This window comes from Enterobacter cloacae subsp. cloacae ATCC 13047, from assembly GCF_000025565.1.
GTDB classification, from domain to species: Bacteria; Pseudomonadota; Gammaproteobacteria; order Enterobacterales; family Enterobacteriaceae; genus Enterobacter; species Enterobacter cloacae.
In genome coordinates, this window is record NC_014121.1 from 4,258,261 (window position 1) to 4,282,860 (window position 24,600).

The following is a 24,600-nucleotide window of genomic DNA, read 5'->3' on the forward strand; positions in this document are numbered from 1 at the left end:
GCAATTTTTATACAGCGCTCAGGACTGATTAAATTTGAACAACGGTAACAGGTAACGTTGTGCCTCTTCCGTGATGGTCTCAAAGTATTCTGGCTCAAGCGTTCGCCATAACCGTTGATACCAGACATCATCGCCTTCACCACGGACCATCATGTTACCTTCCCAGGCCTGAACAAATTTACTCCGCGCTTTCTGCAGTGAAACGTCATCCGTTAACATCGCATCATTCTGCGCGTCATAACAGGCTTTTATCCACGCCCCGCCACTTTCAGGCAGTAACAGCAGCGGCTTGTTCATCCCCTGACGGTAACCTTCAATGTACAAGGACAAGTAATGTAACGCCTGCTCCGGCTCCATTGGCGGGAAACGCCACTCGCCCTCCTTGCGTACAAACATCCGACTTTCACCCTGGTTACCGCCAGCACTGTAGACAAGATGTTCGAGCCAGAGTTGCAAACCCTGTGAAACGCTCAGCATGGAAGGCCGCCAGCGCAGCAGCCCGTCCGGTTGAACCTGCGTCAGCCAGCCCGTCAGCTGGATACCGTTGCAGTTGAGGTCGATTTCAAGGCTTGTTCCCGGCTGTCGGCATTCGATAACACGCTCGGCAAGCGCCTTCATCTCTATGCACTGCGCCTCCCAGACGATCTCCCCAAACGCACCATACGGTAATTGCCCCGCAGCGCGATAGCGGCGGAACAGTTTGTCAGCATCTTCCTGCTCCACCAGCGCATTCAGCAGCTGGAGGTTTAACTGATAACGTTCCAGCCCTTCCAGCGTAAACGGTTCTGCGTCAGGAATTTCGCTCTCTTCCGAGCGGAAATTTATCTGCAACCGCTGCTGGAAGAAGGCGCGTACCGGATGCGCCCAAAACCGCTGCAGTTGTTCGAAGGTCAGGGTTTCAATGGGCCGCGCGTCGAGCTCCTGAATGAAATCACTGTGCGCCTTCCCCTCTTTTTTCGCCGCGGGCAGCCACTCCTGGGCATAGCTCTGCAATTCGCTGGCGACGTAGTTCATCGGGTCAAACGGCATACGGCTGTGACAACAGGTGATATGCGCTTTCACCCGCTGGTCGCTCTCATCGCAGTTACGTTCTTCATCCCCCGGCAGGTAGTGGCTCTGTCCGATATAGTCCACCAGTTCCTGCACCAGAACAGAGGGAAAACGCTCGCTGTTGTCCTGAATCGACCGACCGATATAACTGATGTAAAGCTTGTTCTGCGCGGAAATAAGCGCCTCAAGGAAGAGGTAGCGGTCATCATCACGACGGCTACGGTCGCCCCGCTTCGGTGCCGGGCTCATGAGATCAAAGCCCAGCGGCGGCAGGGCTCGCGGATATACACCGTCATTCATACCAAGCAGACACACCACTTTGAAGGGAATGGAACGCATGGGCATCAGCGTGCAGATATTGATCGGCCCGGCAAGGAAGCGCTGGCTGATACGCTCCTGATCGAGGCGCAGGGTCAATTCATCCCGCAGAAGCGAAAGCGGGATCGCTTCGTTATAGTGGGAGTTCACCCCCTCATCGACTATCGCCTGCCACTGTGTTTCAATCAGCGCCATTGCGGCTTCCGTGTCACTGTCCGGCAGGAAGAAATCATTGAGCAGTTCCCGGCAAACCGGCAGCCACTCCTCCAGCGGACGCGGCTGCATTAGCGCACGTCGCCAGCGGTTAAGCTGCATCAGCAGCGAGGCTAAATGCCCGACAAGCTCCGCGATGAGCCCGCTGGATTCATCATAAGGCAGGACCTCGTTCCACTCGCCCTGGCTGCTTTCCATGGCATACCCCAGCAGCATACGCGTCAGACCAAACTGCCAGGTGTGCTGCCCGGTAGGGGGAAGCTCAAACTCCTGTACGTTGTCGTCATCGATCCCCCAACGTACGCCAGACTCGTTTACCCACTGACGAAGGTAGCGCAACCCCTCTTCGTTAATGTTAAAACGAGCGGCCAGCACGGGGACATCGAGCAATGCCAGGACATCTTCGGAAATGAAGCGGCTGTCGGGCAGTGACAGCAGGGTAACGAATGCCTGCAAGGCCGGGTGAGACTGGCGAGCCCGACGGTCAGAGATGGCATAAGGCAGGTAGCGCTCTCCCGTCGCACTGCCGAAAACGGCCTGAATAAAGGGGCTGTAGCTGTCGATATCCGCCACCATCACCACGATATCACGCGGTGTCAGGTCAGGATCGTCCTGTAGCATGGCGAGCAACTGATCGTGCAGGACTTCGACTTCACGCTGCGCACTGTGGCAAACATGCACCGTGATACTGCGATCGTCGGGATCCAGTCTCCGTTTCGTGTCGCTGCGTTCAAATTCTTCGGCCGTCACGCCCATCACCGCGCGATTTTCCAGATCCAGAATATCGGACTGGATATTGTGCAGCAGGCTGTCCGGCGTGATTTCAACAAACGCATCCACGTCGCCTTCGCCTGACGAGGTGATATCAGAGAGCATATGAATGTAGTCCCGGCCCAGCTTGCCCCATGAGGCAAGCAGCGGGTTAGGCAGGTTCTGAATGCCCTGCTCATCAAAAAGCTGCGCGGCAGAGGCACTGTCTTTAAACAAGGGCACCGTGCGTTCTTCAAAGAGACGTCGCCGCTGGCGCGTCACAAGCCGCGAAAGCCACCGGTCATCCTGAATGTCGCCCCAGTAATGGCGGCAGGGGTTAGTAAACAGAATATGGATGTCGGTGTGTTTTCCGAGCGCTTTCAGCGCATCCAGATAGACGGGGGGCAAGGCGGAAATACCGCAGATAAATACGCGGGAGGGCAGCCGGGCCGGTCGGTCAGTGCTATTTTCCAGTATGGAGATGAACCGTTGGTAGAGGTTCGCACGGTGCCACTTGGGTTGACCCAGCTTTTCGGTATGCTCCACCAGCGCTTTCCACAGCGGCGCCTGCCAGACCTGCGCCTCCGGCAGACCTTCCACTAACTCACCCGCCTCCCAGCGAGTCAGCCATTCCGGACGATACACTAAATACTGGTCATAGAGATCCGCGGTACGTGATGCCAGCTGGAACAGCTTGCGTTTGTCGGTATCGTCATGCAGGTAGTGGCGCAGCATGGCAAACTCATCATGCGTGAGCATATCTGGCAAAAGCGCCATCAGCTTCCAGCTCATGCTCTGTTTGTTAAACGCGCTCTGCTCCGGGATGTCAGGCAACACGCGGACAAACATCTCCCAGATAAAGCTCGCGGGAAGCGGAAAATCGATATTCGCCGCGATGCCAAATTTACGGGAAAGCGACATCTGCAGCCATTGTGCCATACCGGTGCTCTGCACCAGCACCATTTCAGGCTCAAACGGATCGTCGAGCCGCTCGCGCTCAACGATAAATTCCATCAGCGCTTCCAGCACATCCAGACGATTTGAGTGGTAGACCCTTAACATAGACGCTCCCGACTACTGGCTAACCGGGCAATGCAGACGCGTCATCTCACCGCGTCGACCCAGAGGAGAAATAAGTGTAACCGTGATGCTGACACATCCAGACTGCGTTGTCTGCATCCGGTTTATCTGCCAGCCTGCTGGCAGCGCACCAGCATCCATCTGCGACTGCGTCCAGGCGATGTGCCAGAGCTGACGATACTGGCTAAACAGGGCAAAGCGGGAAGCCAGCGCCCGGTGATAGCCGGACAGCGCCGTTACGATCGCCACCAGCAGCATCATCGCCAGCAACACGTCGACCATGCTGAACCCCTTTTCATTCTTTACGGCAACCGACATAACGCACGCTCCTTTAGCGGGCAAAAATCACTCCAGCCATGAGGTAAAAAGCGTATGTGCCCGTTGACAATCTCCCCGCCACGCCAGAGCAACAGCTCTCCATCTCCAGCGATGAGTAACACCTGCGACTCATTCAGTACACGCAAACAAACACGTTGCGTTTGTCTCTGTTTGCACTGTACATCAGGCTGCAACGACCAGTGCTGAACGCGCCCCCACTCCAGCGCAGACTGCGCGGCTGCCTGCTGCTGGATGGCGCGGCTCTCGTCGCCAACCAGCATGGTAAATGTTATGAGTTGCTGGTTAAGGCCGGTCAGGATCAGTGTGCCTAACACCAGTAACAGCAGAACCAGCGTCAGTGAGGCAATCCCATTCTGGCGGTTCACAAGTTAAACCCCGTAACGCCATAGCGAGCCTGGTAAGGGGCAGCGTGCTTATCATTCACCCCGCTGGCGGTCAACTCGAGATATAACGCTGGCGCAAATCCCGGGTGCTCATGTTTACGTACCACAAACGTATGGATCATAAGCCGGGCCGGGTCGGTAAGCTTCTCCCATCCTTTTCCTTCACACCCCGTCGCGCCCCGCAGGATTTCCAGCGCGCCTGATTCCAGACGAAACCCCGTACTTTCGTTATCCGATGCTGAGGTGTCCCAGGTGCCGTTACTGTTTGCATCCCACCGGACAATCACACAGCTTCCCTCCCTGCCGATGGTCAGGCTCTGCCCCTGACAATTACCCGCGCAATACCCCGCGCGCTGTAACTGCTTGCCAATCGCGAACAGGCGTTGCCAGATCTCTTCTTCACGCTCTTGCGCCCTGGATTGCAGCAAAACTGCCCGTTGCAGCTCCGGTAAAAAACGCGACGTGCTGAGTAGCAGAATGCTGCTGATCGCCATTGCAATCAGCACCTCTGTGAGTGAGAAGCCGTGCTGGTTCATCGGCATGCATTTTCCCCTGTAACAGTGCACATCCTGATACGCCCTCCGTTTGAGACGACAATCATCCATTCTCCTGCCCTGCTCTGTACGCGTATCCGCCCTGCCCACGCCGTGTCCCTTAATCCATAGAATCCTAATGAAGGCGTAACCTCCCTTAGCACGACGTCAGGCCACAACGGTCTGAGCACATACGGGCTGTTGTTCTCACAGCCCTGCACCGCAGAGCTCATCAAACAGGCGCCTCTGTCGTCCTGCTGAAGCGTAATCAGGTGGTCACGGTTGTGACGATTGGCATCGTTTCGCAGAAACACCAGATAGTCGCGGACCTGACAGGCGACCTGCCACAACCTCTGCCGCTGTTGCCAGTTGTCCCAGCCGGCGAGCCCTGTCGCGCTGAGGATAATAACCAGCGAAATGGCAACCAGAGTTTCGATAAGCGTAAAGACGTGCTCTTTTTTCATGCCGGGAGTGTGGCGAAACGCCGTGAACATGACGAGCCGCAATTCGGGGTTTTACGAGGCGTTATCCAGAGAATGTTATCCGTTGCAGCGCGTTGCACGCCGACTGGACAACGCCTCGGGAAACAGAGTACAGACGAAAAAAAACCGGCGCGTAAATGCGCCGGTTATGTAACGATTTGCTGTATCAGATTGCGACAGGCGCTTTGATGCCCGGATGCGGGTCGTATCCCTCAATCTCGAAGTCGTCAAAGCGGTAATCGAAGATCGATTCCGGTTTACGTTTGATAATCAGCTTCGGCAGTGCACGCGGCTCACGGGTCAGCTGGAGATGCGTCTGTTCCATGTGGTTGCTGTACAGGTGCGTATCCCCACCGGTCCAGACAAAATCGCCCACTTCCAGATCGCACTGCTGGGCCATCATATGTACTAACAGCGCATAGCTGGCGATGTTAAACGGCAGGCCGAGGAAGACATCGCAAGATCGCTGGTAAAGCTGGCAGGAGAGTTTGCCATCAGCCACATAGAACTGGAAGAACGCATGGCACGGTGCCAGCGCCATTTTATCCAGCTCACCCACGTTCCAGGCAGAAACGATAATACGGCGCGAGTCCGGGTCGTTTTTCAGCTGGTTCATCACGGTGGTGATCTGGTCAATATGGCGGCCATCAGGCGTTGGCCACGCACGCCACTGCTTGCCGTACACCGGGCCCAGATTGCCGTTTTCATCTGCCCATTCGTCCCAGATAGAGACATTGTTTTCGTGCAGATAGGCAACGTTGGTATCGCCTTGCAGGAACCAGAGCAGTTCATGAATGATCGAGCGCAGGTGGCAGCGCTTTGTCGTCACCAGGGGGAAGCCTTCTTGCAGGTTGAAGCGCATCTGGTGGCCAAAAATGGAGAGCGTCCCGGTTCCGGTACGGTCATTTTTCGGCGTGCCCTCGTCGAGCACTTTTTTCATCAATTCAAGATACTGTTTCATGGTTCCTCAGGAAAGTTGTTGCTGTGGACGACGACGATACGCCCAAATCATCATAATGGCACCCGCCACGATCATCGGAATGGAGAGGATTTGCCCCATGCTGATGTACTGTACCCACTCGCCGGTGAACTGCGCATCCGGCTGGCGGAAGAACTCAACGATGATACGGAACGCACCGTAGCCAATCAGGAACAGGCCGGAGACAGCCCCCATCGGGCGCGGTTTGCGGATAAACAGATTCAGGATGATAAACAGCACCACGCCTTCCAGCGCCAGTTCATAGAGCTGAGACATGTGACGCGGCAGAACGCCGTACGTATCAAAAATGGATTGCCATTCAGGATGAGACGGCAGCAGCGCCAGGTCTTCTGCGCGCGAGCCCGGGAACAGCATAGTAAAGGAAACGCTCGGGTCGACACGTCCCCACAGCTCGCCGTTGATAAAGTTGCCCAGACGACCAGCCCCCAGACCAAACGGAATCAATGGCGCGATAAAATCCGATACCTGGAAGAAGTTGCGTTTGGTGCGTTTGGCAAAAATCACCATCACCAGAATCACACCAATCAGGCCGCCATGGAAGGACATCCCCCCGTCCCAGACGCGGAACAGATAGAGCGGATCGTTGAGGAATACCGGGAGGTTATAGAACAGGACATAGCCAATACGGCCACCTAGGAACACACCGAGGAAGCCCGCGTAAAGCAGGTTTTCGACTTCGTTTTTGGTCCAGCCGCTGCCAGGACGACTGGCGCGACGGCCAGCAAGCCACATAGCAAAAATGAAGCCCACCAGGTACATCAGACCGTACCAGTGAAGCGAAACGGGTCCTACTGAGAAAATGACCGGATCAAATTCCGGAAAATGCAGATAACCACTGTTCATCTGTCACCACAAGATGTTGTTATTCCGCTGAAAGTGGACAGCGGTAGAGATGCGCCCCGGCGGTCAGCAGAGGCTCCAAAGTTGCGAATCATAGCACAAGGCGAACGCGGAGGATGCGCCAGAGATGTAAAAGATGTGTATAGAGGATGATGTGGGATGTTGCCCTCTCCCACGGGGCTGAGGGATCCCCACAGAAAAAGTGCGCACAGACGGCTCCCTCTCCTCCTGGGAGAGGGCTGGGGTGAGGGGGAACACACTGCTCTGGTGGTCATTCTGAGAGCAGCGTTATTGCTTCTGTTTATGAATCATTGTGGATCCCTCAGCCTACAGGTAGAGAGATAAAAACTTCAGCGGCCACCGCGGATCAGGCCGCCCATGCCGCGTCGCTCCATAAACGCGGCGACCTGATGACGCACTTCTGTTGCCAGTTGCGCTTCAAGACTGCGCTCGGCCAGCTCGCGGGCATCATCGATGTCAATATGGCGCAGCAGGTACTTCACACGTGCGACAGCGCGGCCGTTCATCGACAGATGGCGATACCCCAGGCCGATGAGGATCGCAACGCACATTGAATCCCCGGCCATTTCGCCACACAGCCGCAAATCGATACCGTATTGCTCCGCTTCACGGGCAATCATCGCCAGCGCCCGAATGATGGCCGGATGCAGGCTGTCATAAATACTGGCAACACGCGTGTTGTTACGATCGACGGCCAGAATATACTGCGTCAGATCGTTGGTCCCGACAGAGATAAAGTCGACCCGGTTCGCCAGCTGCGGCAGCATGAAGACCATGGATGGCACTTCGAGCATCACCCCGATCCGCGGTTTGGGGATCGCGTAACCGATCATCTCTTCGACTTCACGGCCTGCACGTTCGATCAACCGTCGCGCTTCGTCGATCTCGTCGATGCTGGTGACCATAGGCAGTAAAATGCTAAGGTTCCCGGTTGCCGCATTCGCGCGCAGCATGGCGCGCACCTGGATCAGGAAGATCTCAGGCTGATCCAGCGTAATGCGGATCCCACGCCAGCCCAGGCACGGGTTTTCTTCACTGATTGGCATATACGGCAGCTGTTTATCCGCCCCAACGTCCAGGGTACGCAGGGTAACCGGCTTGTCGTTAAACATCTGCAACATGCCCTGATACTGTGCGACCTGCTCCTCTTCTGAGGGAAAGCCGCTTTGCAGCATGAACGGGATTTCAGTGCGATATAAGCCGATGCCATCAATGCGGCTGCCGAGCTTCTCTTCATGCTCGGGGCTTAACCCTGCGTTGAGCATAACTTTGATGCGCTCGCCGCTTTTGAGCTGTGCAGGCAGGTCGACGTCATCTTCCGCCAGCTTGCTTAATTCATTCTCTTCACTGATAAGGCGCTGGTATTCCTGGAGCAGGACCGGCTCAGGATCGACCAGGAGCTCACCGCGATAGCCATCCACCACCAGCGTGCGTCGGTGCAGCACCGAGGGCTGAATGTCTGCCCCCATAACGGTGGGGATACCCAGGGCACGTACCATAATGGCCGCATGGGAGTTAGCTGCGCCATCGCGCACCACCACACCTGCCAGCCTGTCCTGCGGCAGCTCCGCCAGCGTGGTCGCGGACAATTCATCGGCAACCAGCACAAAGCGTTTTGGCCAGGCATTCGGCCCCTGGATCGTGTCATCAAGGTGGAACAGCAGACGCTGACCGAGTGTACGTAAATCTCCCGCACGCTCTTTCAGGTAACCGTCTGTCAGTGCGGCAAATTGCTCCGCAAATTTTTCGATGACCTTTTTAACGGCCCATTCCGCTACGGCACCTTTATCAACCTCGGCAAAAAGCTCACGGCGCAGACGCGCATCGGAGAGCAGGTGCGAATAGAGGTCAAAAATGGCCGCCGTCTCTTTTTGCGCCCCGGCGGCAAAGCGTTTGCTGTAACGCCGAAATTCGTTGGCCGCCTCTTCCAGCGCCGCGGTGAGGCGCTCGCGCTCAAGCGCTTCATCCAGCGTTGAGGCTTCGTACACCTGTTCCATCAGCGGCAGGGTGGCGTCCATCCAGCCTTCAGCAATCGCCACGCCAGGCGAGGCCGGCAGCGCACGAATACGCGTGTGACGGTACTGCCCAAACAGGGCGGCAAGCTGAGACTGAGAGAGGATCGCAGCCATCTGCGTGGCTAGCGTCACGAGGAAAGACTCTTCGCTTTCGTCATACTGACGCAGTTCGCGCTGCTGAACGACCAGTACGCCAAGCAGTTGACGACGCTGGATGATCGGTACGCCCAGGAAGGCGCGGAAACGCTCTTCTTTTACGGAGGGAATGTATTTAAAGCTGGGGTGCTTTTGCGCGTCGGCAAGGTTGATGGGTTCAGCCAGTCGCCCCACCAGGCCTACGATACCTTCATCAAAGGCGAGCGTAACGGTACGACCGCGTGGTTTTTTTAAACCACGGGTCGCCATCAGGTAGTAGCAACGTCGGTCATGATCGGCCAGATACACCGAACAGACTTCAGTTTCCATCGCAAGACAGATGTCAGTGACCAGAATATTCAGCGCCTCGTTCAGACGAGGCGCACTGGCCACTTTCTCGACTATTTCTCGCAAGCGGGTGAGCATGATTTGCGTAGCTTAACCTCTTTTACGTCGCCAGGCAGGTGCGCTCTGCGGCTTAGGCGGGATCTCCTGAAGCTGCATGACAACACTTGCGAACTCTTTCATCACCCTACGGTAAACATCGCGTTTAAATGACACGACCTGACGAACAGGATACCAGTAACTCACCCAGCGCCAGCCATCAAACTCCGGCGTACTGCTGGTTTGCATATTGATATCTGAATCGTTGCCCACCAATTGCAACAGAAACCACTTCTGTTTCTGGCCGATACAAACCGGCTTTGTGTCCCAACGCACCAAACGTTTCGGTAACTTGTAACGCAACCAGTTGCGGGTCGAAGCCAGGATGCGAACATCTTTTCGGCTTAAACCGACCTCTTCAAACAGCTCCCGGTACATCGCTTGTTCTGGGGACTCCCCTGGGTTGATCCCGCCTTGCGGAAACTGCCAGGAGTGCTGACCATATCGCCGGGCCCACATCACCTGGCCCTGACGATTACAAATTACTATTCCTACGTTCGGGCGGTAGCCATCGTCATCAATCACCGGACTACCCCAAACTAAATCTGATATATGAATGATTGTTTCACACTACAGGGAGGCGGTAAACCACTCTCTTACAGGCCTGCAACCTAATAACATTTGAATAACTCACAAATATGCGCAGAGTTATAAACAGATAAGCGGCAACAAGGGCAATTTTATTCACCTTTTCTGTGGATATAGTTGTGAAGAAGTGTGGAATTACCGATGAACAACCTGAAGAGCCCTTCGCTACACCGTGTCACCCGCTGAAAACATTCCTATAATATTCATTTAATTAGCTCTGTTTTTAGCGCCCCAGGAAGGAATTACGTGACGATCATCACACCTATGATCGTTATGCTGATGAAAGATCGAACAGCGTCGGTTTTATCCACAGATTGTGCCAATAAGTTAGGCACAATTTGTGTGAAAATTCGATTTTCGTCGCACGTCAAGGCTGTAAATTGAAACAGTAGTCAGGGTTATTCCCAGTTATCCCACTTTTCTGTGGATAACATGGTGTAAGATCCTGTTTATTGCCAGTGACCAGAATTGAACAACCCGTTTTTCGTTTCATAAAGAACGGTCTGGCATGACTAAAAAAACCTAAAAATCATGCACATGGCATATTCGTACAGAAAAAGTTAAACTCTATCCACAGGGGATACTTTCTTAGTTTATTTTTTAATCAAAAGGTTGCCGTCATGCTTGCGCTTTCACCCATGCTTTCTCCGCCAACAAGCGAAGCCCAGTTGCTTGGGCAGGCGCAACGTCTGGCGGGCTTTTCGCTTGGCGAACTCGCAGCGATGGCAGGGTTGCCGATCCCAAAGGATCTGAAACGGGATAAGGGCTGGATCGGCATGTTGCTTGAACTGTGGCTGGGGGCAAGTGCGGGGAGTAAACCCGAGCAGGATTTTGCGGCTCTGGGCGTTGAGCTAAAAACCATTCCCATAGACCGTCTGGGAAAGCCTCTTGAAACCACCTTTGTCTGCGTGGCGCCGTTAACCGGGAATACCGGCGTGACGTGGGAAACCAGCCATGTTCGCCATAAACTCAAGCGTGTGCTCTGGGTTCCGGTTGAGGGTGAACGCCAGATCCCGCTGGCTGAACGCCGGGTAGGCGCGCCGCTGCTCTGGAGTCCCGATGAAGATGAAGAGCGGCAGCTAAGGCTGGACTGGGAAGAGCTGATGGATATGATCGTCCTTGGACAGGTAGAGCGCATCACGGCCCGACACGGAGAAGTTTTACAGCTGCGTCCGAAAGCGGCCAACAGCAAAGCCCTCACCGAGGCTATTGGCGCCAAGGGCGAACCGATACTCACGTTGCCGCGCGGCTTTTATCTCAAAAAGAACTTCACAGGTGCGCTGCTGGCTCGCCATTTCTTACTGAAAACATAGTTTTTTACTCATTTTGCGAACTATCAAACATAATCGACGGGGATTTAAGATTTTCCCCCTTTCTCCTTTCGATATATCAGGTTAATACTACACTATGATTTGATACGAGCCAGGTGAGGACGATAACGATGAAAAAATGGGCAGTGTTGATTTCAGCAGTGGGTTTAGCGTTTGCGGTATCGGGCTGTAGCAGCGATTACGTTATGGCGACGAAAGATGGCCGGATGATCCTGACCGACGGTAAACCTGAAGTCGACGATGATACCGGCCTGGTCAGCTACCATGACCAGCAGGGTAATAAAATGCAGATCAATCGCGACGAAGTTTCGCAGATTATCGAGCGATAAACAGATAAAGGTCAGTGGCTTGCTGGCCTTTTTGATTTTTTTCTTCCCCTTTTGCTTCCCCTCTGCCATGTTTATATTCCTTTGTCGGGAGGTTCCTGACGTGGTCTGTATTTCTAATGAAGGAAGCCGGCTATGCATTATCACCGTATCCCCCACAGCGCTCTGGAAATAAGCCAACTGGGGTTGGGCACGATGACATTTGGTGAACAAAACAGCGAAGCCGATGCCCATGCACAACTCGATTATGCCGTCAGCCAGGGCATTAACCTGATTGATGTTGCAGAGATGTACCCTGTACCGCCTCGTCCGGAAACGCAGGGGCTTACCGAAACCTACGTCGGCAACTGGCTCGCCAAACGCGGGAATCGCGAAAAGCTGGTTGTTGCGTCAAAAGTCAGCGGCCCCGCACGCAACAACGATGCCGGGATCCGTCCAAACCAGATCCTCGATCGCAAAAATATCCGCGCCGCGCTGGATGCCAGCCTGAAGCGCCTGCAAACCGACTATCTCGATCTCTATCAGGTTCACTGGCCGCAGCGCCCCACCAACTGCTTTGGAAAGCTGGGCTATAGCTGGAATGAGAGCGCCCCGGCCGTTACGCTACTGGAAACGCTGGAAGCCCTGGCCGAATGCCAGCGAGCGGGAAAAATCCGCTACATCGGTGTCTCTAACGAAACGGCCTTTGGCGTGATGCGCTATCTGCACCTGGCAGACAAACATGACCTGCCCCGCATCGTCACCATCCAGAACCCATACAGCCTGCTCAACCGCAGCTATGAAGTGGGTCTGGCCGAAGTGACACAATACGAAGAGGTGGAATTGCTCGCCTATTCATGTCTGGGCTTTGGCACGTTGACAGGGAAATACCTCAACGGCGCGAAACCTGCCGGAGCGCGTAACACCTTGTTCAGCCGCTTTACCCGCTACAGCGGTGAGCAGACACAAAAAGCCGTGGCGGCCTATGTGGATATCGCGAAACGTCACGGTCTTGATCCGGCTCAGATGGCTCTGGCCTTCGTGCGTCGTCAGCCGTTTGTTGCCAGCACTCTGCTGGGAGCAACGACCATGGAACAGCTGAAAACGAATATCGAGAGTTTCCATCTGAATCTGAGCGAAGAGGTATTAGCAGAGATTGAAGCAGTGCATCAGGTATACACCTACCCGGCACCGTGATAAAAGCAAACGGCAACCTGGTTGCCGTTTTTAATGTTTGCGCCCTCTCCCGTAAGAGAGGGCCGTGGTGAGGGCGTCAGGCCGCTCTTATCAACGGCGACGCTGCCAGAGCCATAATCCGGCAATCGCCAGCGCAAACAGCGCACCGAATCCTACGCCAATCCCCACCACCGGCACACCGACTTTAACGGCCAGCGAATAGAGCCCCAGCATTAACAGCATCGCCAGGTTTTCACCGAGGTTTTGCACCGCAATGGCATTCCCTGCGCCAACGGTCTGCTTGCCGCGCTCCTGCAACAGCGCATTGAGCGGCACAACGAAAAAGCCCCCCAGAATACCAATCAGGACAAGCAGCGCGTAGGCGGGTAGCAAGGCGTGCTGCAGCGAGAAGATAAGCACCACCACGCCAATCAGGATCCCCGCAGGCATGCAGCGTGCAACGGTCTCAAGCGTCACCAGCTTCGCCGCCGCGCCAGCCCCAACGACAATCCCAATCGCCACCATTGCGTTAAGATAAGTCGGTGTCGCATTGTCAGTAATCCCCAGCGCCACCGGCACCCACAGCACCAGCAGGAAACGCAGCGTGACGCCTGCGCCCCAGAACATGCTGGTGCCCATCAGGGAGAAGCGAGTTTCACCGTTACGCCACAGTACGCGGCAGGCGTTGAAGAAACTGCCTGTCATAGGCGTAAAGCGCCAGGATTGCCCCGGGCGTGCCACCGGCAATTTTGGAATAAACAGGTTGGCTACCACCGCCCCGCCATACACCACTGCACACACGCTCAGCGCCGCCAGCACATGCCAGTCAGCCAGTACGCCCCCTGCGACAGAGCCGAGCAGGATCGCCGCAATGGTAGAGGACTCCATCAGCCCGTTGGCTTTCACCAGCTTATCGCCGGTCGTGAGTTCCCCCAGGATGCCATACTTCGCCGGGGAGTACGCCGCTGCGCCAATGCCCACCAGCGTGTAGCCGATAAACGGGTTGATACCAAAACAAATACTGGCGGCGCCCAGCAGTTTCAGGCCGTTCGCAAACATCATCACCCGGCCTTTCGGGAAGCTGTCCGCCACCTGCCCAACAAACGGAGCAAAAATAATGTAAGCACCCACAAACACCATCTGCAGGATGGGCTGGCTCCAGTCTGGATAAAACTCGGCCTTCAGCAATGCCAGGGTGGCAAACAGTAACGCATTGTCACCGAAGGCAGAGAGAAACTGGGCGGCAATGACCGCCATCATGCCCTTCGACCAGAGTGAAGTGTTAGTGTGTACTGACTCACGCATTTTGCTGTTCCGCCTCGTCAACCATACCCTTCAGGGTCACGAAATCGGGCTTACCGCTGCCCAGCACCGGAAGCTGCTTCAGGTAACGAATATCGCGCGGTACCGCCAGCTCAGGAATGCCATGTTCACGCGCATGCTGTAGCAACCGGTCGCGTTTCAGTTCGCTGTCGGTGGTGAACAACACCAGCGCTTCGCCTTTGCTGGCATCGCTCTTCACAACCGTAGCATGCAGCTTGTCAGCGGATACCGCTGTCGCCAGTTGCTCAACCATCTCCAGCGAGACCATCTCACCCGCAATTTTGGCGAAACGTTTAGCCCGGCCCTGGATCTGCACGAAGCCCTGTTCATCGAAACGGACAATATCTCCGGTGTCATACCAACCCGTCTCACTCTCGCCATTGACGTTTTCCGCCGTCGGCACTTCCAGCACGCCCGGATTTTCCACTCGCAGATAACCGTTCATCACGTTTGGCCCCTTGAGTTGCAGACGGCCACCGTCCTCAATGCCAGGTACCGCCAGCAGACGCGCATCCATTCCCGGCAGAATACGGCCCACCGTCCCCGGCTTCGCCGCCATCGGCACGTTGATCGAGACCACCGGCGCGCATTCGGTAACGCCATAGCCTTCAAGAATGCGCAGACCAAACTTGTCCTGCCAAATCTGGCGCGTGCTCTCCTGCAGTTTTTCCGCCCCGGCCACCACATAGCGCACGCGGTAAAAGTCATACGGATTGGCAAAGCGCGCGTAATTACCGAGGAAGGTTGAGGTGCCAAACAGCACGGTGCAGTTACGGTCATACACCAGCTCCGGCACAATGCGATAATGGAGCGGGCTTGGGTAAAGGAACACTTCGGCACCGGTCAACAGCGGGGTAAAAAGCCCCACTGTCAGGCCAAAGGAGTGGAACAGCGGCAGCGCCGACATGAACCGGTCATTGGCGGTAAAGTCAGCAATACTTTTAATCTGCTCCACGTTTGCCAGAATGCTCTTGTGACTGTGAACCACCCCTTTCGGGTTCCCCTCTGAGCCAGAGGTAAAGAGGATAATGGCGTCATCTTCCGGCTGCTGTTTGACCTGGGCCAGACGCGGCATCAGCAGGTGAGCGAAAATCCACAGCTTGTCACCCGTCGTCACGTCCGCTTTCAGATCTTCCAGGAAGACCCAGCGTACCTGCGTCAGCTGCTCCGGCAGGTGCCACAGCTTGCCTTTATCGAGGAACTGGCGCGAGGTGAAAACGGTATTGATTTGAGCCGCGGTGATGGCGCTGGTCAGCCCTTTTACGCCCGCCGTGTAGTTCATCATCGCCGGGATACGGCCCCGGGAAACCGCACCAAAAATCACCGCCGCGCTGATCCCGGCGTTAGGCAGCATCAGGCCAATCTTCTCGCCTTTCTGGCTATATTTCTCAAGAATACGTCCCACGAACAGGGTTTTGGTCAGCAGCTTGCGATAGGTGTCCGGGGCGAAGTTAATGTCTTCAATGCAGTTTTTCTTCGCGCCATAGCGGTACTGCGCCGACAGCAGAGATTCATAGAGCGTTTCGCGCGGGCGGACGGCCATCCGCGCTTCCATCATGATCTGGTGCAGCATTTCACCGGCGATTTTACGGCGGTCACGCGCACGCGGCGCGTCGGGCATCGGTAATGAGGTTGGCGGCAGAATATGCAGGGTGATTTTCGGGAACAGGCGCTGCTTCACTAACCCTTTCAGACGACTGAAATGGGTGAGCTCCGCCCCTTCAATACGCAGTGGCACAACGGTCGCTTTTGACTTCGCCGCCACAAACCCTGCCCCGTCGTAGATTTTCATCAGCGAGCCGGTGACCGAGATCCGCCCTTCCGGGAAAATCACCACCGGACGTCCCTGCTCAACCAGACGTACCAGATGTTTAATCATCATCGGTTTTGTCGGGTCGAGCGGCACAAAATCAATCAGCGGGGTGAGCCAGCGCATGTACCACTGCTGACTAATAGAGGTATAGACCGCAAACACCGGGCGCACAGGCAGAAACAGCGCCAGCAGGATGCCGTCGATAAAGGAAACATGGTTTGGTGTGATAAGCACGCGCTCGCCGCGGAGCGCCGTTGCATCGCCCGTTAAACGGACGCGAAAGAGGATACGGAACAGTGTGCGAAAGAACCCAAAAAGCATCTCAACTCCCTTTGCCAGCCAGTGTGAAGGGTTAGTAAATGGTGGCAGATTACACGAGAAGTGGTACAGGAGCGACAGCAAAAATAGAGGCGAAAAAAAACCTGCGCATCCGCGCAGGTTGGTGCAAGAGATGAGTACGAAACCGTACTAAGAAATCTCACCAATCAATACCTCTGGGATCTCAACTTTATCAATGTCGTCTTCTTTCCCGCTATCGGACAATCGCAACAGCCTGAGGCAAAGTGTAACTAAAGGTTCAGATTGACATTATTCCGACATGTCTGGCCGTGTAACGATTACACCGCCGGGGTTGTGCTGCGTCACGTTTGTGGAGAGGGAAAGTGCGCCCCCCTTGAATGCACGGCGCTTTTCCGCAACACTTATTGGCGTGTAAACGCTTACCCCCACTAAGAAGGTAATGAATGGCGACAATAAAGGATGTGGCCCGTCTGGCAGGTGTTTCCGTCGCGACCGTGTCGCGCGTGATCAACGACTCCCCAAAAGCCAGTGACGCATCACGCCAGGCGGTGCAAAACGCCATGGAATCTCTGAACTACCATCCTAATGCTAACGCCCGTGCGCTCGCTCAACAGTCAACCGAAACCATCGGGCTGGTTGTGGGTGATGTCTCTGACCCCTTTTTCGGCGCCATGGTGAAAGCGGTTGAGCAGGTTTCTTATCAAACCGGGAATTTTTTGCTGATCGGCAATGGCTATCATAATGAACAAAAAGAACGCCAGGCTATCGAGCAACTGATCCGCCACCGCTGCGCGGCGCTGGTTGTCCATGCCAAAATGATCCCCGACGCCGAACTCATTCATCTGATGAAGCAGATCCCCGGCATGGTGATCATCAACCGGATTATTCCCGGGTTTGAGAAACGCTGCGTGGCGCTCGACGACCGCTACGGTGCCTGGCTTGCCACCCGCCATCTGATTCAACAGGGTCACACCCGCATTGGTTATCTCTGCTCAAACCACCCCATTTCCGATGCCGAAGATCGCCTGCAGGGGTATTACGATGCCCTGCGCGAAAACGGTCTGCCGTGCAATGACCGGCTGGTGGCTTACGGTGAACCCGACGAGAGCGGCGGCGAACAGGCAATGACAGAGCTGTTAGGACGTGGAAGGAACTTCACCGCTGTCGCCAGCTATAACGACTCAATGGCAGCCGGAGCTATGGGGGTGTTAAATGACAACGGGATTGAGGTGCCGGGAGAAATTTCCCTTATTGGCTTCGATGATGTGCTGGTCTCCCGCTACGTGCGCCCTCGCCTGACCACCGTCCGCTACCCCATTATCACCATGGCCACGCAGGCGGCCGAGCTGGCGTTAGCACTCGCCGAGCAGCGTCAGCCACCGGAAATCACCCACCTGTTTAGTCCAACGTTAGTGCGCCGTCACTCTGTTGGGGCACCCGCCGAAGCCCCGGACGAATAGCGATAGAGATGTACCGTTTTGTCCGGGTACTCCAGCGCATCGCCGATATACTGCCAGCCGTAACGTTCGTAGAAGTCACGGCAGGCAGACCAGAGATGCAACGTGTCATACCCGGCCTGTGCGGCATAGTGGATAACATGCTTTTGCAGCAGCCCAGCCAGCCCCTTGCCTCGCGCCGCGTCATCCACATACAGGGCTGCCAGCCAGGGGCAAAGATCCTGTCGGGTGATCAGATCGCAGCGCCAGAGCCCTACGGTGCCCACAAGCTGTTCGTTCTCCAGGGCAATAAAGGTCAGCGGTAATGCGCCCGGCGTCTGGCTGTGCTCAACAATACTGTGGAAAAACGCCCGGGGCAGGCCGTCGCCAAAGGCCTGCCAGATCCAGTCGGTCACCTGCTCCGCATACTGCGGTTCGGCGTAGAGCGGCAGAATAGTCATACCAGCTTCCCCTGGAAAATAGGCACAGATTCAAAGAGATAGCCGTCAAAATCCGGCGCATCTTCGTCTGAGAGTTCAAGTAAGCTTTTTTTCACGTTTTCCAGATGCTGGAACATTGCCTGCCAGGCGCCCATGACGTCACGGCGGCGCAGCGCGGCCAGGATGGTTTGCCGGTCACCCAGCCATTTCAGGCGGTACGCGCGGCTGGCGATGTGGCCATTAAACTGCTGCCACAGCGGACTGCTGTCCATGTGATGCCAGATACTCTCCACCGTCGCCAGCAGCATCTGATTTTGCGTCGCGCCCGCCAGGACCAGATGAAACATCTTATTGTTGTCCTGACTATTATCGTCGGCGGCAATCGCGCGTTGCTCCTGCTCGATAATACGGCGCAGATTGTCGATGTCTGCACGGGTCGCCATTTTGGCGGCAAACGCGGCAATATTGCTTTCGAGGAGCTGACGGGCCTGTAAAATCTCAAACGGCCCCACGTCGCTATTGAGAAAACGCTCTTCTTCGTTTTCATGCTCTTCGGGGATGCGCATCACATAAACACCGGAGCCCTGGCGAATATCCACCGTGCCCTGCAACTCCAGCATCAGTAAGGCCTCACGCACGATGGTGCGGCTTACGCCGTACTTCTCGGCAATATTGCGCTCAGGAGGAAGACGCGAACCAACGGGATAGTGCCCCTGGATAATCTGCGCCCGTAAATCCTCGCCAATTTCCTGGTACTGTTTTTTTTCCGGCAGGATGACAGCCTTATCCACGTTTTCACCTGTTTTTTCAGTTAATGCGCAGACCGGGCGTCCTCCCGGCCAGTTTGTGCGCTATTTTACCAGAACCGGCATGCTTTTCGCCTACTTCCATTCATCATCAACCTGAAGCGTGAGCCTCCGCGTATCGCGTAGCTGCCGGAACCAGGAGGCTGATTTTTTTGCTCGTCTGGCACGCTGGTTATCCAGATCAATCTCAATCAACCCGTAGCGGTTTTTAAACGCGTTCATCGGTGAGACGTTGTCGGTAAATGCCCACAGCATATAGCCATGGCAGTTCGCCCCCTCCTCCCGCGCCAGCAGCGTGTAGTAGAGGTGTTCGCTGATGAAATCGATGCGGTAAGTGTCGTCGATAATCCCATCGCGATTGCGAAATTGCGCTTCGTTTTCCACTCCCATTCCGCTTTCCGCCACGAACCAGTCGATATTGCGATAGTCATTTTTAATCCGCATCGCCATGTCGTAAATAATGCGCGGGTAGATCTCCCAGCCGCGGGAGCGGTTCATGCGCCGCCCCGGCAGTTCAAACGGCTCGTAGTAGTATGCCGGGTGGAATGGCGTGTCCGGATGCCAGGCGCGGGAAGGTGCCTTCACACGGTGCGGGTAGTAGAGGTTAATCCCCAGTTCGTCGACGGTGTTATCCGCAATCAACGCCAGTTCGTTCGCGGTGTACTCCCACTCAACCTGATGCTGCTCCAGCAGGGTAAAAAGCTCTGCGGGATAGCGCCCGTGGACCAGCGGGTCGAGGAAGACACGGTTGTAGAACAGGTCATACATCTCAGCGGCCCGCAGGTCATGCGGTGCGCGGGAGCGGGGATAGGTCACCTCCGGGTTGAGAATACAGCCCACAGAACCGCGATAGCCTTTCTCGCGAAACAGCTTCACCACCTTTGCCGTCGCCAGCACCTTATGGTGATTCCACTGCATCCACGTGCCGGTGTTCTGCTCATACGGCCAACGCAGCGCGTCCAGATAGACGCGGGTCTGGACGACAATCGGCTCGTTGAAGGTAAACCAGCGGGTCACTTTACCGTGGTAGCGTGCAAAGACCTTTTCCGCATAGCGGACAAACAGCTCAACCACATGCTTTGACGCCCAGCCGCCGTAGGTATCCAGCAGCACGCCCGGCAGTTCGTAATGTTCGAGGCAGATCATCGGCTCAATGCCCTGACGGTGCATCTCATCGAACAGCGCGTCGTAGTAGGCAGCGTACTCTTCATCCACCGTCGCGTTTTCGTAGTCGGTTAAAAAGCGTGACCAGTTAATCGAGGTGCGGTAGTGCGTCAGCCCCGCCTGCTTCATCAGGGCCACATCCTCGCGAAAACGGTTGATAAAATCGGTCGCCACCGCCGGGCCATAGCCGTTGTGCCAGACGTGACGGTCATTCTTGTACCAGAGATCGATCCATGAATCCTGCCCCGGCTTTTTACCGCTCCAGCCTTCGGTCTGCCAGGCCGATGCGGCCGCGCCGAGAATAAAATCCTGCGGTATGGCTATCTGTTTTGTGCTCATCGCATCCTCACGGGTTGTCAGTGGCCTGCTGCAGCGCGGCCTGCTCTGCGCGGCGTGAAGCGATTTTCACAAACGGCAGATAGATAATCACCGCCGTCACAATGCAGATTAGCTGGGTGATCACCGCCCCCATCGAACCTGCCGTAGAGAGCCAGGCGTTGATCAGCGGCGGCGTCGTCCACGGCACCATCACCACCGCTTTACCGGCAAACCCGGTCACGGTGGCGAAGTAGCCGATGGAGCCCGTCACCAGTGGAGTGATAATGAAGGGAATGGCGAGGATCGGGTTAAGCATGATTGGCATACCGAAGATCACCGGCTCGTTGATATTAAAAATCCCCGGGCCGATGGAAAGCTTGGCGATCTCTTTCATCTCTTTGCGTTTGGTGGCAATCATCACCGCGATCAGCAGGCCGATAGTCAGGCCCGAACCGCCGATGCTCATATATACATCCCAGAACGGCATGGTGATGATGTTCGGCACCTCTTTACCCTGCTCAAACGCACTCATGTTGACGGTGATCGCCCCCAGCAGCAGCGGCTCGCGGATCGGCTTGATCATCTGGTTGCCGTGGATACCAATCACCCAGAAAAGCTGTGCAACGAACATCAGCAGCAGGATCCCAGGCAGACTTTGCACCACCCGCTCCAGCGGCTGTTGCACCACCTGATACACCGCGTCGTAGAGATACATCCCGGTGATCTGATGAAACACAAACCCCAGCGTGGCAATGGCAGTGGTGGTAATAATCGCCGGGATCAGCGCGGAGAACGACGCGGCCACGTTAGGCGGCACGGTGTCCGGCATTCGGATCTTCAGCCCCGGGCGGTTCTCCAGCCAGCAGTAGATTTCAACGGACAGAATGGCGATAAACATGCCGAGGAACAGGCTGCGGGTATCTGAGAACTGGCGCAGCAGCACATCTTTCACCACGTGCATTTCGCCATCCACCAGCATCTCCACGGTGGTGGGCGTCACGCAAATAAAGCAGATCACCGCCAGCAGCCCCGGGAAAAGGGATTTGATACCGTTGATGCGCCCCAGCTCAATGCCAATCAGGAATACCGCGCCAATGTTGAGGAAGTTCAGCGTGGCGTAATTCAGCGCGCTGGTGATCGGCTTTAGCGCGGCGAGGAACGACAGCGACGAGAAGCTCGCCAGGCCGTTTTTCGGATCCAGCACCATATTGGAGATCAGCACAGAGAACGCCCCAACGATGATGACCGGCATTAAGGTAATGAAGGCTGACTTGATCGCCATGATATAGCGATAACTGTTGAATTTAGTGGCGAAACTGCCCAGAGCGTCGATCAGTTTTTCCTGCAATGCCATAGGGTATTACCTCAGTAAAAGGGCTTTTATTGAATAAGGTGTACAGCCGGATACTATTGGCATACCAAAAATAGCTTTATGAGGGTAATGGTTCTGTGATTAAGCTCTCAACACCACCAGCGGTATTCCAGATCGTGATTTATGACCAATTTGGTATACCAATTGCAGCAATTTCTTCGGTTCTGACAGATCGTTACTGAAAAGCGTGATCGTGATGGGCGTTTTGCCCTTCCCGCGTCGCTTATGCGCCGGATGGTCTGTGTTAAACTGCAGATCGTTACGTGGAATCAGGAATGTCTAATGGCAACAATGCTGGATGTCTCACTGCGCGCAGGTGTATCAAAAGCCACGGTATCGCGCGTGCTGAACGGCACAGGTCAGGTCAAAGAGAGCACGCGTCAGCAGGTGTTCGCGGCAATGGAAGAGCTGGGGTATCGCCCGAATTTTCTCGCGCGTTCGCTGGCTAACCAGACCAGCAACAGCATTGGTCTGGTGGTCTCAACCTTCGATGGCTTTTACTTTGGCCGCCTCCTTCAGCAGGCCTCCCGGCAGACCGAAACGCACGGGAAGCAGCTGATCGTCACCGATGGTCATGACGCGCCGGAACAGGAAGAACAGGCGGTACAGATGCTGGCCGATCGCAAGTGTGACGCCATTGTGCTCTACACGCGCTACATGAGCGAAAAAGCGATCATGAAGTTGATCCACTCCGTGCAAACCCCGCTGGTGGTCATCAACCGGGAAGTCAGCCAGGCTCCCGATCGCTGCGTCTTCTTCGAACAGCAGGATGCCGCCTTTAAGGCCGTGGATTACCTGATAAACCAGGGCCACCGGGAGATCGCCTGTATTACCGTCCCTATCCACACCCCTACCGGTAAAGCCCGCCTGATGGGCTACCGTAAGGCGCTGGAAAAGCACGGCATTCGTCTGGATGAGCGGCGGATTAAGTACGGCGATGCGGGCATGACGCGGGGGTATGAGTTGTGCAGGGAGTTGATTGCTGACGGTGTGCCGTTTAGCGCCCTGTTTGCCTGTAACGATGATATGGCGCTGGGAGCGTCCAAAGCCTTGCACCAGGCAGGGCTGAAGATCCCGCAGGATATTTCACTGTTTGGCTTTGACGATGCGCCCAGCGCAAAATGGCTCGAGCCTGCGCTCTCATCGGTCTATCTGCCGATAGATAATATGATTGTCACGGCCATCGACCAGGCGATCCGGCTGGCAAAAAACCAGCCGGTAGAAGCGATCCCGCCGTTTACCGGTACGCTGGTACTACGCGACTCGGTAACCACGGGGCCATATTTTACTCAGACGAGTTCCAGCGCCAGCAACTCCTGAATGGTCTGGCGGCGACGGATCAGCCGCGCCTTGCCGTTATCAAACAGCACTTCCGGCAGCAGCGGGCGGCTATTGTAGTTAGAAGACATTGACGCCCCATAAGCGCCGGTATCGTGCAGCACCAGATAATCCCCGGGTTTCACCTCCGGCAGCGCGCGGGTTTCTACTTTACCCCCTTCATGCTGGGTAAAGACATCGCCCGATTCACACAGCGGGCCTGCGACAACCGTATCAATACGTGGGGCGTCGGTTAAATCGCGGCCATCGGCGGCGAGCGCTGAAATATGGTGGTAGCTGCCATACATGGACGGACGCATCAGGTCATTAAAGCCCGCATCAATCAGCACAAAGTGTCGCGATCCCATCTCTTTCACGCTACGCACCTGAGCAACCAGCACGCCAGATTCGGCCACCAGGAAACGACCCGGTTCAATTTCGAGCTTCACCGGATGCCCCACATGCGCGGCAACTTTGTCGCGGGCGGCGCTCCACAGGCCGTAATAGTGATCGGTATCGATCGCCTCTTCCCCTTCACGATAAGGAATCGAAAGGCCGCCACCGGCGGAGATCGCCTCCAGATCCTGCCCAAAGTCGATAACCTGACGCACCATCGCGCCGCACACCTGTTCCAGGTGACCGTAATCCACGCCCGAACCAATGTGCATATGAATGCCCACCAGCTTCAGGTTGTAACGCTGTAATACCTCTAGGGCGGCGGGCATATCGGCATACCAGATGCCGTGTTTACTGTTTTCACCGCCAGTGTTGGTTTTCTGGCTGTGACCATGGCCAAAACCGGGGTTCACACGTAGCCAGACGCGGTGGCCGGGGGAAACCTGTCCAAGCTGTTCCAGCATATCCACAGACCCGGCATTAACCGGGATCTGCAGTTCATGCACGCGGGCAAGCGTCGCGTCGTCGATCAGATCCGCAGTAAAGACAATTGCGTCAGGATCGGTTTTAGGATCGAAGCCAGCCGCCAGCGCGCGCTCGATTTCCCCCAGCGACACGGAGTCAACCTTCACGCCCTGCTCGCGCATCAGGCGCAGGATATGGATATTGGAGCACGCCTTCTGGGCAAAACGCACCACGTCAAACTGATGCAGCGCAGCAATCTTCTCGCGAACGATTTGCGCATCGTAGACCCATACCGGGCAGCCAAACTCGGCAGGCAGGCGCAGCAGGTTATCGGCATTTAAATCGGTGTCAGTCTGGTTAAGCGGGCGTGGCATGGTCTTCTCCGGGTGGTCGTCTTTTTATGATTACGCCACAACAGAAAGAGAATAAAAAATATCGTTTTATCGC

The 24,600-nt window shown here is 55.7% G+C and carries 21 protein-coding genes and 1 pseudogene; 6 read left to right on the plus strand and 16 right to left on the minus strand.

Annotation, left to right across the window (positions count from 1 at the left end):
- Nucleotides 1-18 precede the first annotated feature (18 nt).
- The 9 genes from recC to rppH all read right to left on the minus strand — a co-directional run bounded on the left by recC (nucleotide 19) and on the right by rppH (nucleotide 10,128).
- Nucleotides 19-3,393 carry an exodeoxyribonuclease V subunit gamma gene (gene recC, locus ECL_RS20690; RefSeq protein ID WP_013098546.1) on the minus strand — a complete coding sequence of 1,125 codons (3,375 nt, stop codon included), beginning with the start codon at nucleotides 3,391-3,393 and terminating at the stop codon, nucleotides 19-21.
- 12 nt (nucleotides 3,394-3,405) lie between these two features.
- A complete protein-coding gene (locus ECL_RS20695; RefSeq protein WP_013098547.1) occupies nucleotides 3,406-3,729 on the minus strand; it encodes a prepilin-type N-terminal cleavage/methylation domain-containing protein in 324 nt (107 codons plus the stop codon).
- Nucleotides 3,714-4,115 carry a DUF2509 family protein gene (locus tag ECL_RS20700; protein WP_013098548.1) on the minus strand — a complete coding sequence of 134 codons (402 nt, stop codon included), beginning with the start codon at nucleotides 4,113-4,115 and terminating at the stop codon, nucleotides 3,714-3,716. The genes ECL_RS20695 and ECL_RS20700 overlap by 16 nt, the downstream gene beginning before the upstream one ends.
- A complete protein-coding gene (locus ECL_RS20705; protein WP_013098549.1) occupies nucleotides 4,112-4,675 on the minus strand; it encodes a prepilin peptidase-dependent protein in 564 nt (187 codons plus the stop codon). Before ECL_RS20705 ends, ECL_RS20700 begins: the two co-directional genes overlap by 4 nt.
- On the minus strand, nucleotides 4,666-5,130 hold the full coding sequence (locus tag ECL_RS20710) for a prepilin peptidase-dependent protein (RefSeq protein WP_044159206.1): 465 nt from the start codon (nucleotides 5,128-5,130) through the stop codon (nucleotides 4,666-4,668). The genes ECL_RS20705 and ECL_RS20710 overlap by 10 nt, the downstream gene beginning before the upstream one ends.
- 184 nt (nucleotides 5,131-5,314) lie before the next feature.
- Nucleotides 5,315-6,109 (minus strand): thymidylate synthase, encoded by a 795-nt coding sequence (gene thyA, locus ECL_RS20715; RefSeq protein ID WP_013098550.1) that lies wholly within the window; start codon nucleotides 6,107-6,109, stop codon nucleotides 5,315-5,317.
- Between the two features lie 6 nt (nucleotides 6,110-6,115).
- Nucleotides 6,116-6,991: a prolipoprotein diacylglyceryl transferase gene (gene lgt / locus ECL_RS20720; RefSeq protein WP_013098551.1), complete on the minus strand. Its 876-nt coding sequence runs from the start codon at nucleotides 6,989-6,991 to the stop codon at nucleotides 6,116-6,118.
- Between the two features lie 347 nt (nucleotides 6,992-7,338).
- On the minus strand, nucleotides 7,339-9,585 hold the full coding sequence (ptsP, locus tag ECL_RS20725) for a phosphoenolpyruvate--protein phosphotransferase (RefSeq protein ID WP_013098552.1): 2,247 nt from the start codon (nucleotides 9,583-9,585) through the stop codon (nucleotides 7,339-7,341).
- A 12-nt stretch (nucleotides 9,586-9,597) separates the two neighbouring features.
- Nucleotides 9,598-10,128, minus strand: a complete 531-nt coding sequence (gene rppH / locus ECL_RS20730; RefSeq protein ID WP_013098553.1) for an RNA pyrophosphohydrolase — start codon at nucleotides 10,126-10,128, stop codon at nucleotides 9,598-9,600.
- Between the two features lie 442 nt (nucleotides 10,129-10,570).
- Between rppH and ECL_RS27800 the strand changes: the two are divergent.
- From ECL_RS27800 to ECL_RS20745, 4 genes and pseudogenes are all read left to right on the plus strand, one after another.
- Nucleotides 10,571-10,657: pseudogene (locus ECL_RS27800) on the plus strand (hypothetical protein); the annotation flags it as partial.
- 154 nt (nucleotides 10,658-10,811) lie between these two features.
- Entirely contained in the window at nucleotides 10,812-11,504 is a 693-nt protein-coding gene (gene mutH / locus ECL_RS20735) for a DNA mismatch repair endonuclease MutH (protein WP_013098554.1), read from the plus strand.
- Nucleotides 11,505-11,632: 128 nt separating this feature from the next.
- Nucleotides 11,633-11,851, plus strand: coding sequence for a YgdI/YgdR family lipoprotein (locus ECL_RS20740; protein WP_013098555.1), 219 nt, complete (start codon nucleotides 11,633-11,635; stop codon nucleotides 11,849-11,851).
- A gap of 132 nt (nucleotides 11,852-11,983) precedes the next feature.
- Nucleotides 11,984-13,024, plus strand: a complete 1,041-nt coding sequence (locus ECL_RS20745) for an NADP(H)-dependent aldo-keto reductase (RefSeq protein ID WP_013098556.1) — start codon at nucleotides 11,984-11,986, stop codon at nucleotides 13,022-13,024.
- Nucleotides 13,025-13,114: 90 nt separating this feature from the next.
- Here the strand turns inward: ECL_RS20745 and lplT are convergent, their stop codons facing one another.
- Together lplT and aas are read right to left on the minus strand one after the other, a co-directional pair.
- The gene (lplT, locus tag ECL_RS20750; RefSeq protein ID WP_038983856.1) at nucleotides 13,115-14,308 is read right to left on the minus strand and encodes a lysophospholipid transporter LplT; all 1,194 of its coding nucleotides are present in this window, start codon (nucleotides 14,306-14,308) and stop codon (nucleotides 13,115-13,117) included.
- Complete coding sequence (gene aas, locus ECL_RS20755; RefSeq protein ID WP_013098558.1) at nucleotides 14,301-16,460, minus strand: bifunctional acyl-ACP--phospholipid O-acyltransferase/long-chain-fatty-acid--ACP ligase; 2,160 nt, start codon at nucleotides 16,458-16,460, stop codon at nucleotides 14,301-14,303. The genes lplT and aas overlap by 8 nt, the downstream gene beginning before the upstream one ends.
- A 422-nt stretch (nucleotides 16,461-16,882) precedes the next feature.
- Here aas and galR point away from each other — a divergent pair, with 422 nt between their 5' ends.
- Nucleotides 16,883-17,899 (plus strand): HTH-type transcriptional regulator GalR, encoded by a 1,017-nt coding sequence (gene galR, locus ECL_RS20760; RefSeq protein WP_013098559.1) that lies wholly within the window; start codon nucleotides 16,883-16,885, stop codon nucleotides 17,897-17,899.
- Here galR and ECL_RS20765 read toward each other — a convergent pair.
- From ECL_RS20765 to ECL_RS20780, 4 genes are all read right to left on the minus strand, one after another.
- Complete coding sequence (locus tag ECL_RS20765; protein ID WP_013098560.1) at nucleotides 17,860-18,336, minus strand: GNAT family N-acetyltransferase; 477 nt, start codon at nucleotides 18,334-18,336, stop codon at nucleotides 17,860-17,862. The genes galR and ECL_RS20765 overlap by 40 nt on opposite strands.
- On the minus strand, nucleotides 18,333-19,106 hold the full coding sequence (locus ECL_RS20770; RefSeq protein ID WP_013098561.1) for a GntR family transcriptional regulator: 774 nt from the start codon (nucleotides 19,104-19,106) through the stop codon (nucleotides 18,333-18,335). Before ECL_RS20770 ends, ECL_RS20765 begins: the two co-directional genes overlap by 4 nt.
- Before the next feature lie 90 nt (nucleotides 19,107-19,196).
- Nucleotides 19,197-20,624 (minus strand): glycoside hydrolase family 1 protein, encoded by a 1,428-nt coding sequence (locus tag ECL_RS20775; RefSeq protein ID WP_013098562.1) that lies wholly within the window; start codon nucleotides 20,622-20,624, stop codon nucleotides 19,197-19,199.
- A gap of 7 nt (nucleotides 20,625-20,631) precedes the next feature.
- Nucleotides 20,632-21,957, minus strand: coding sequence for a PTS sugar transporter subunit IIC (locus tag ECL_RS20780; protein WP_013098563.1), 1,326 nt, complete (start codon nucleotides 21,955-21,957; stop codon nucleotides 20,632-20,634).
- Between the two features lie 300 nt (nucleotides 21,958-22,257).
- On the opposite strand from ECL_RS20780, the gene ECL_RS20785 reads away from it, so the two are divergent.
- Nucleotides 22,258-23,295, plus strand: coding sequence for a LacI family DNA-binding transcriptional regulator (locus ECL_RS20785; protein WP_013098564.1), 1,038 nt, complete (start codon nucleotides 22,258-22,260; stop codon nucleotides 23,293-23,295).
- Here ECL_RS20785 and lysA read toward each other — a convergent pair.
- The gene (gene lysA, locus ECL_RS20790) at nucleotides 23,265-24,527 is read right to left on the minus strand and encodes a diaminopimelate decarboxylase (RefSeq protein WP_013098565.1); all 1,263 of its coding nucleotides are present in this window, start codon (nucleotides 24,525-24,527) and stop codon (nucleotides 23,265-23,267) included. The genes ECL_RS20785 and lysA overlap by 31 nt on opposite strands.
- Nucleotides 24,528-24,600: the final 73 nt, after the last annotated feature.

Coding starts and splice junctions, on each gene's coding strand:
- recC (WP_013098546.1), bottom strand. CDS start 3,393: ATGTTAAGGGTCTACCACTCAAATCGTCTGGATGTGCTGGAAGCGCTG.
- ECL_RS20695 (WP_013098547.1), bottom strand. CDS start 3,729: ATGTCGGTTGCCGTAAAGAATGAAAAGGGGTTCAGCATGGTCGACGTG.
- ECL_RS20705 (WP_013098549.1), bottom strand. CDS start 4,675: ATGCCGATGAACCAGCACGGCTTCTCACTCACAGAGGTGCTGATTGCA.
- ECL_RS20710 (WP_044159206.1), bottom strand. CDS start 5,130: ATGAAAAAAGAGCACGTCTTTACGCTTATCGAAACTCTGGTTGCCATT.
- thyA (WP_013098550.1), bottom strand. CDS start 6,109: ATGAAACAGTATCTTGAATTGATGAAAAAAGTGCTCGACGAGGGCACG.
- lgt (WP_013098551.1), bottom strand. CDS start 6,991: ATGAACAGTGGTTATCTGCATTTTCCGGAATTTGATCCGGTCATTTTC.
- ptsP (WP_013098552.1), bottom strand. CDS start 9,585: ATGCTCACCCGCTTGCGAGAAATAGTCGAGAAAGTGGCCAGTGCGCCT.
- mutH (WP_013098554.1), top strand. CDS start 10,812: ATGCTTGCGCTTTCACCCATGCTTTCTCCGCCAACAAGCGAAGCCCAG.
- ECL_RS20740 (WP_013098555.1), top strand. CDS start 11,633: ATGAAAAAATGGGCAGTGTTGATTTCAGCAGTGGGTTTAGCGTTTGCG.
- ECL_RS20745 (WP_013098556.1), top strand. CDS start 11,984: ATGCATTATCACCGTATCCCCCACAGCGCTCTGGAAATAAGCCAACTG.
- lplT (WP_038983856.1), bottom strand. CDS start 14,308: ATGCGTGAGTCAGTACACACTAACACTTCACTCTGGTCGAAGGGCATG.
- aas (WP_013098558.1), bottom strand. CDS start 16,460: ATGCTTTTTGGGTTCTTTCGCACACTGTTCCGTATCCTCTTTCGCGTC.
- galR (WP_013098559.1), top strand. CDS start 16,883: ATGGCGACAATAAAGGATGTGGCCCGTCTGGCAGGTGTTTCCGTCGCG.
- ECL_RS20765 (WP_013098560.1), bottom strand. CDS start 18,336: ATGACTATTCTGCCGCTCTACGCCGAACCGCAGTATGCGGAGCAGGTG.
- ECL_RS20775 (WP_013098562.1), bottom strand. CDS start 20,624: ATGAGCACAAAACAGATAGCCATACCGCAGGATTTTATTCTCGGCGCG.
- ECL_RS20780 (WP_013098563.1), bottom strand. CDS start 21,957: ATGGCATTGCAGGAAAAACTGATCGACGCTCTGGGCAGTTTCGCCACT.
- ECL_RS20785 (WP_013098564.1), top strand. CDS start 22,258: ATGGCAACAATGCTGGATGTCTCACTGCGCGCAGGTGTATCAAAAGCC.
- lysA (WP_013098565.1), bottom strand. CDS start 24,527: ATGCCACGCCCGCTTAACCAGACTGACACCGATTTAAATGCCGATAAC.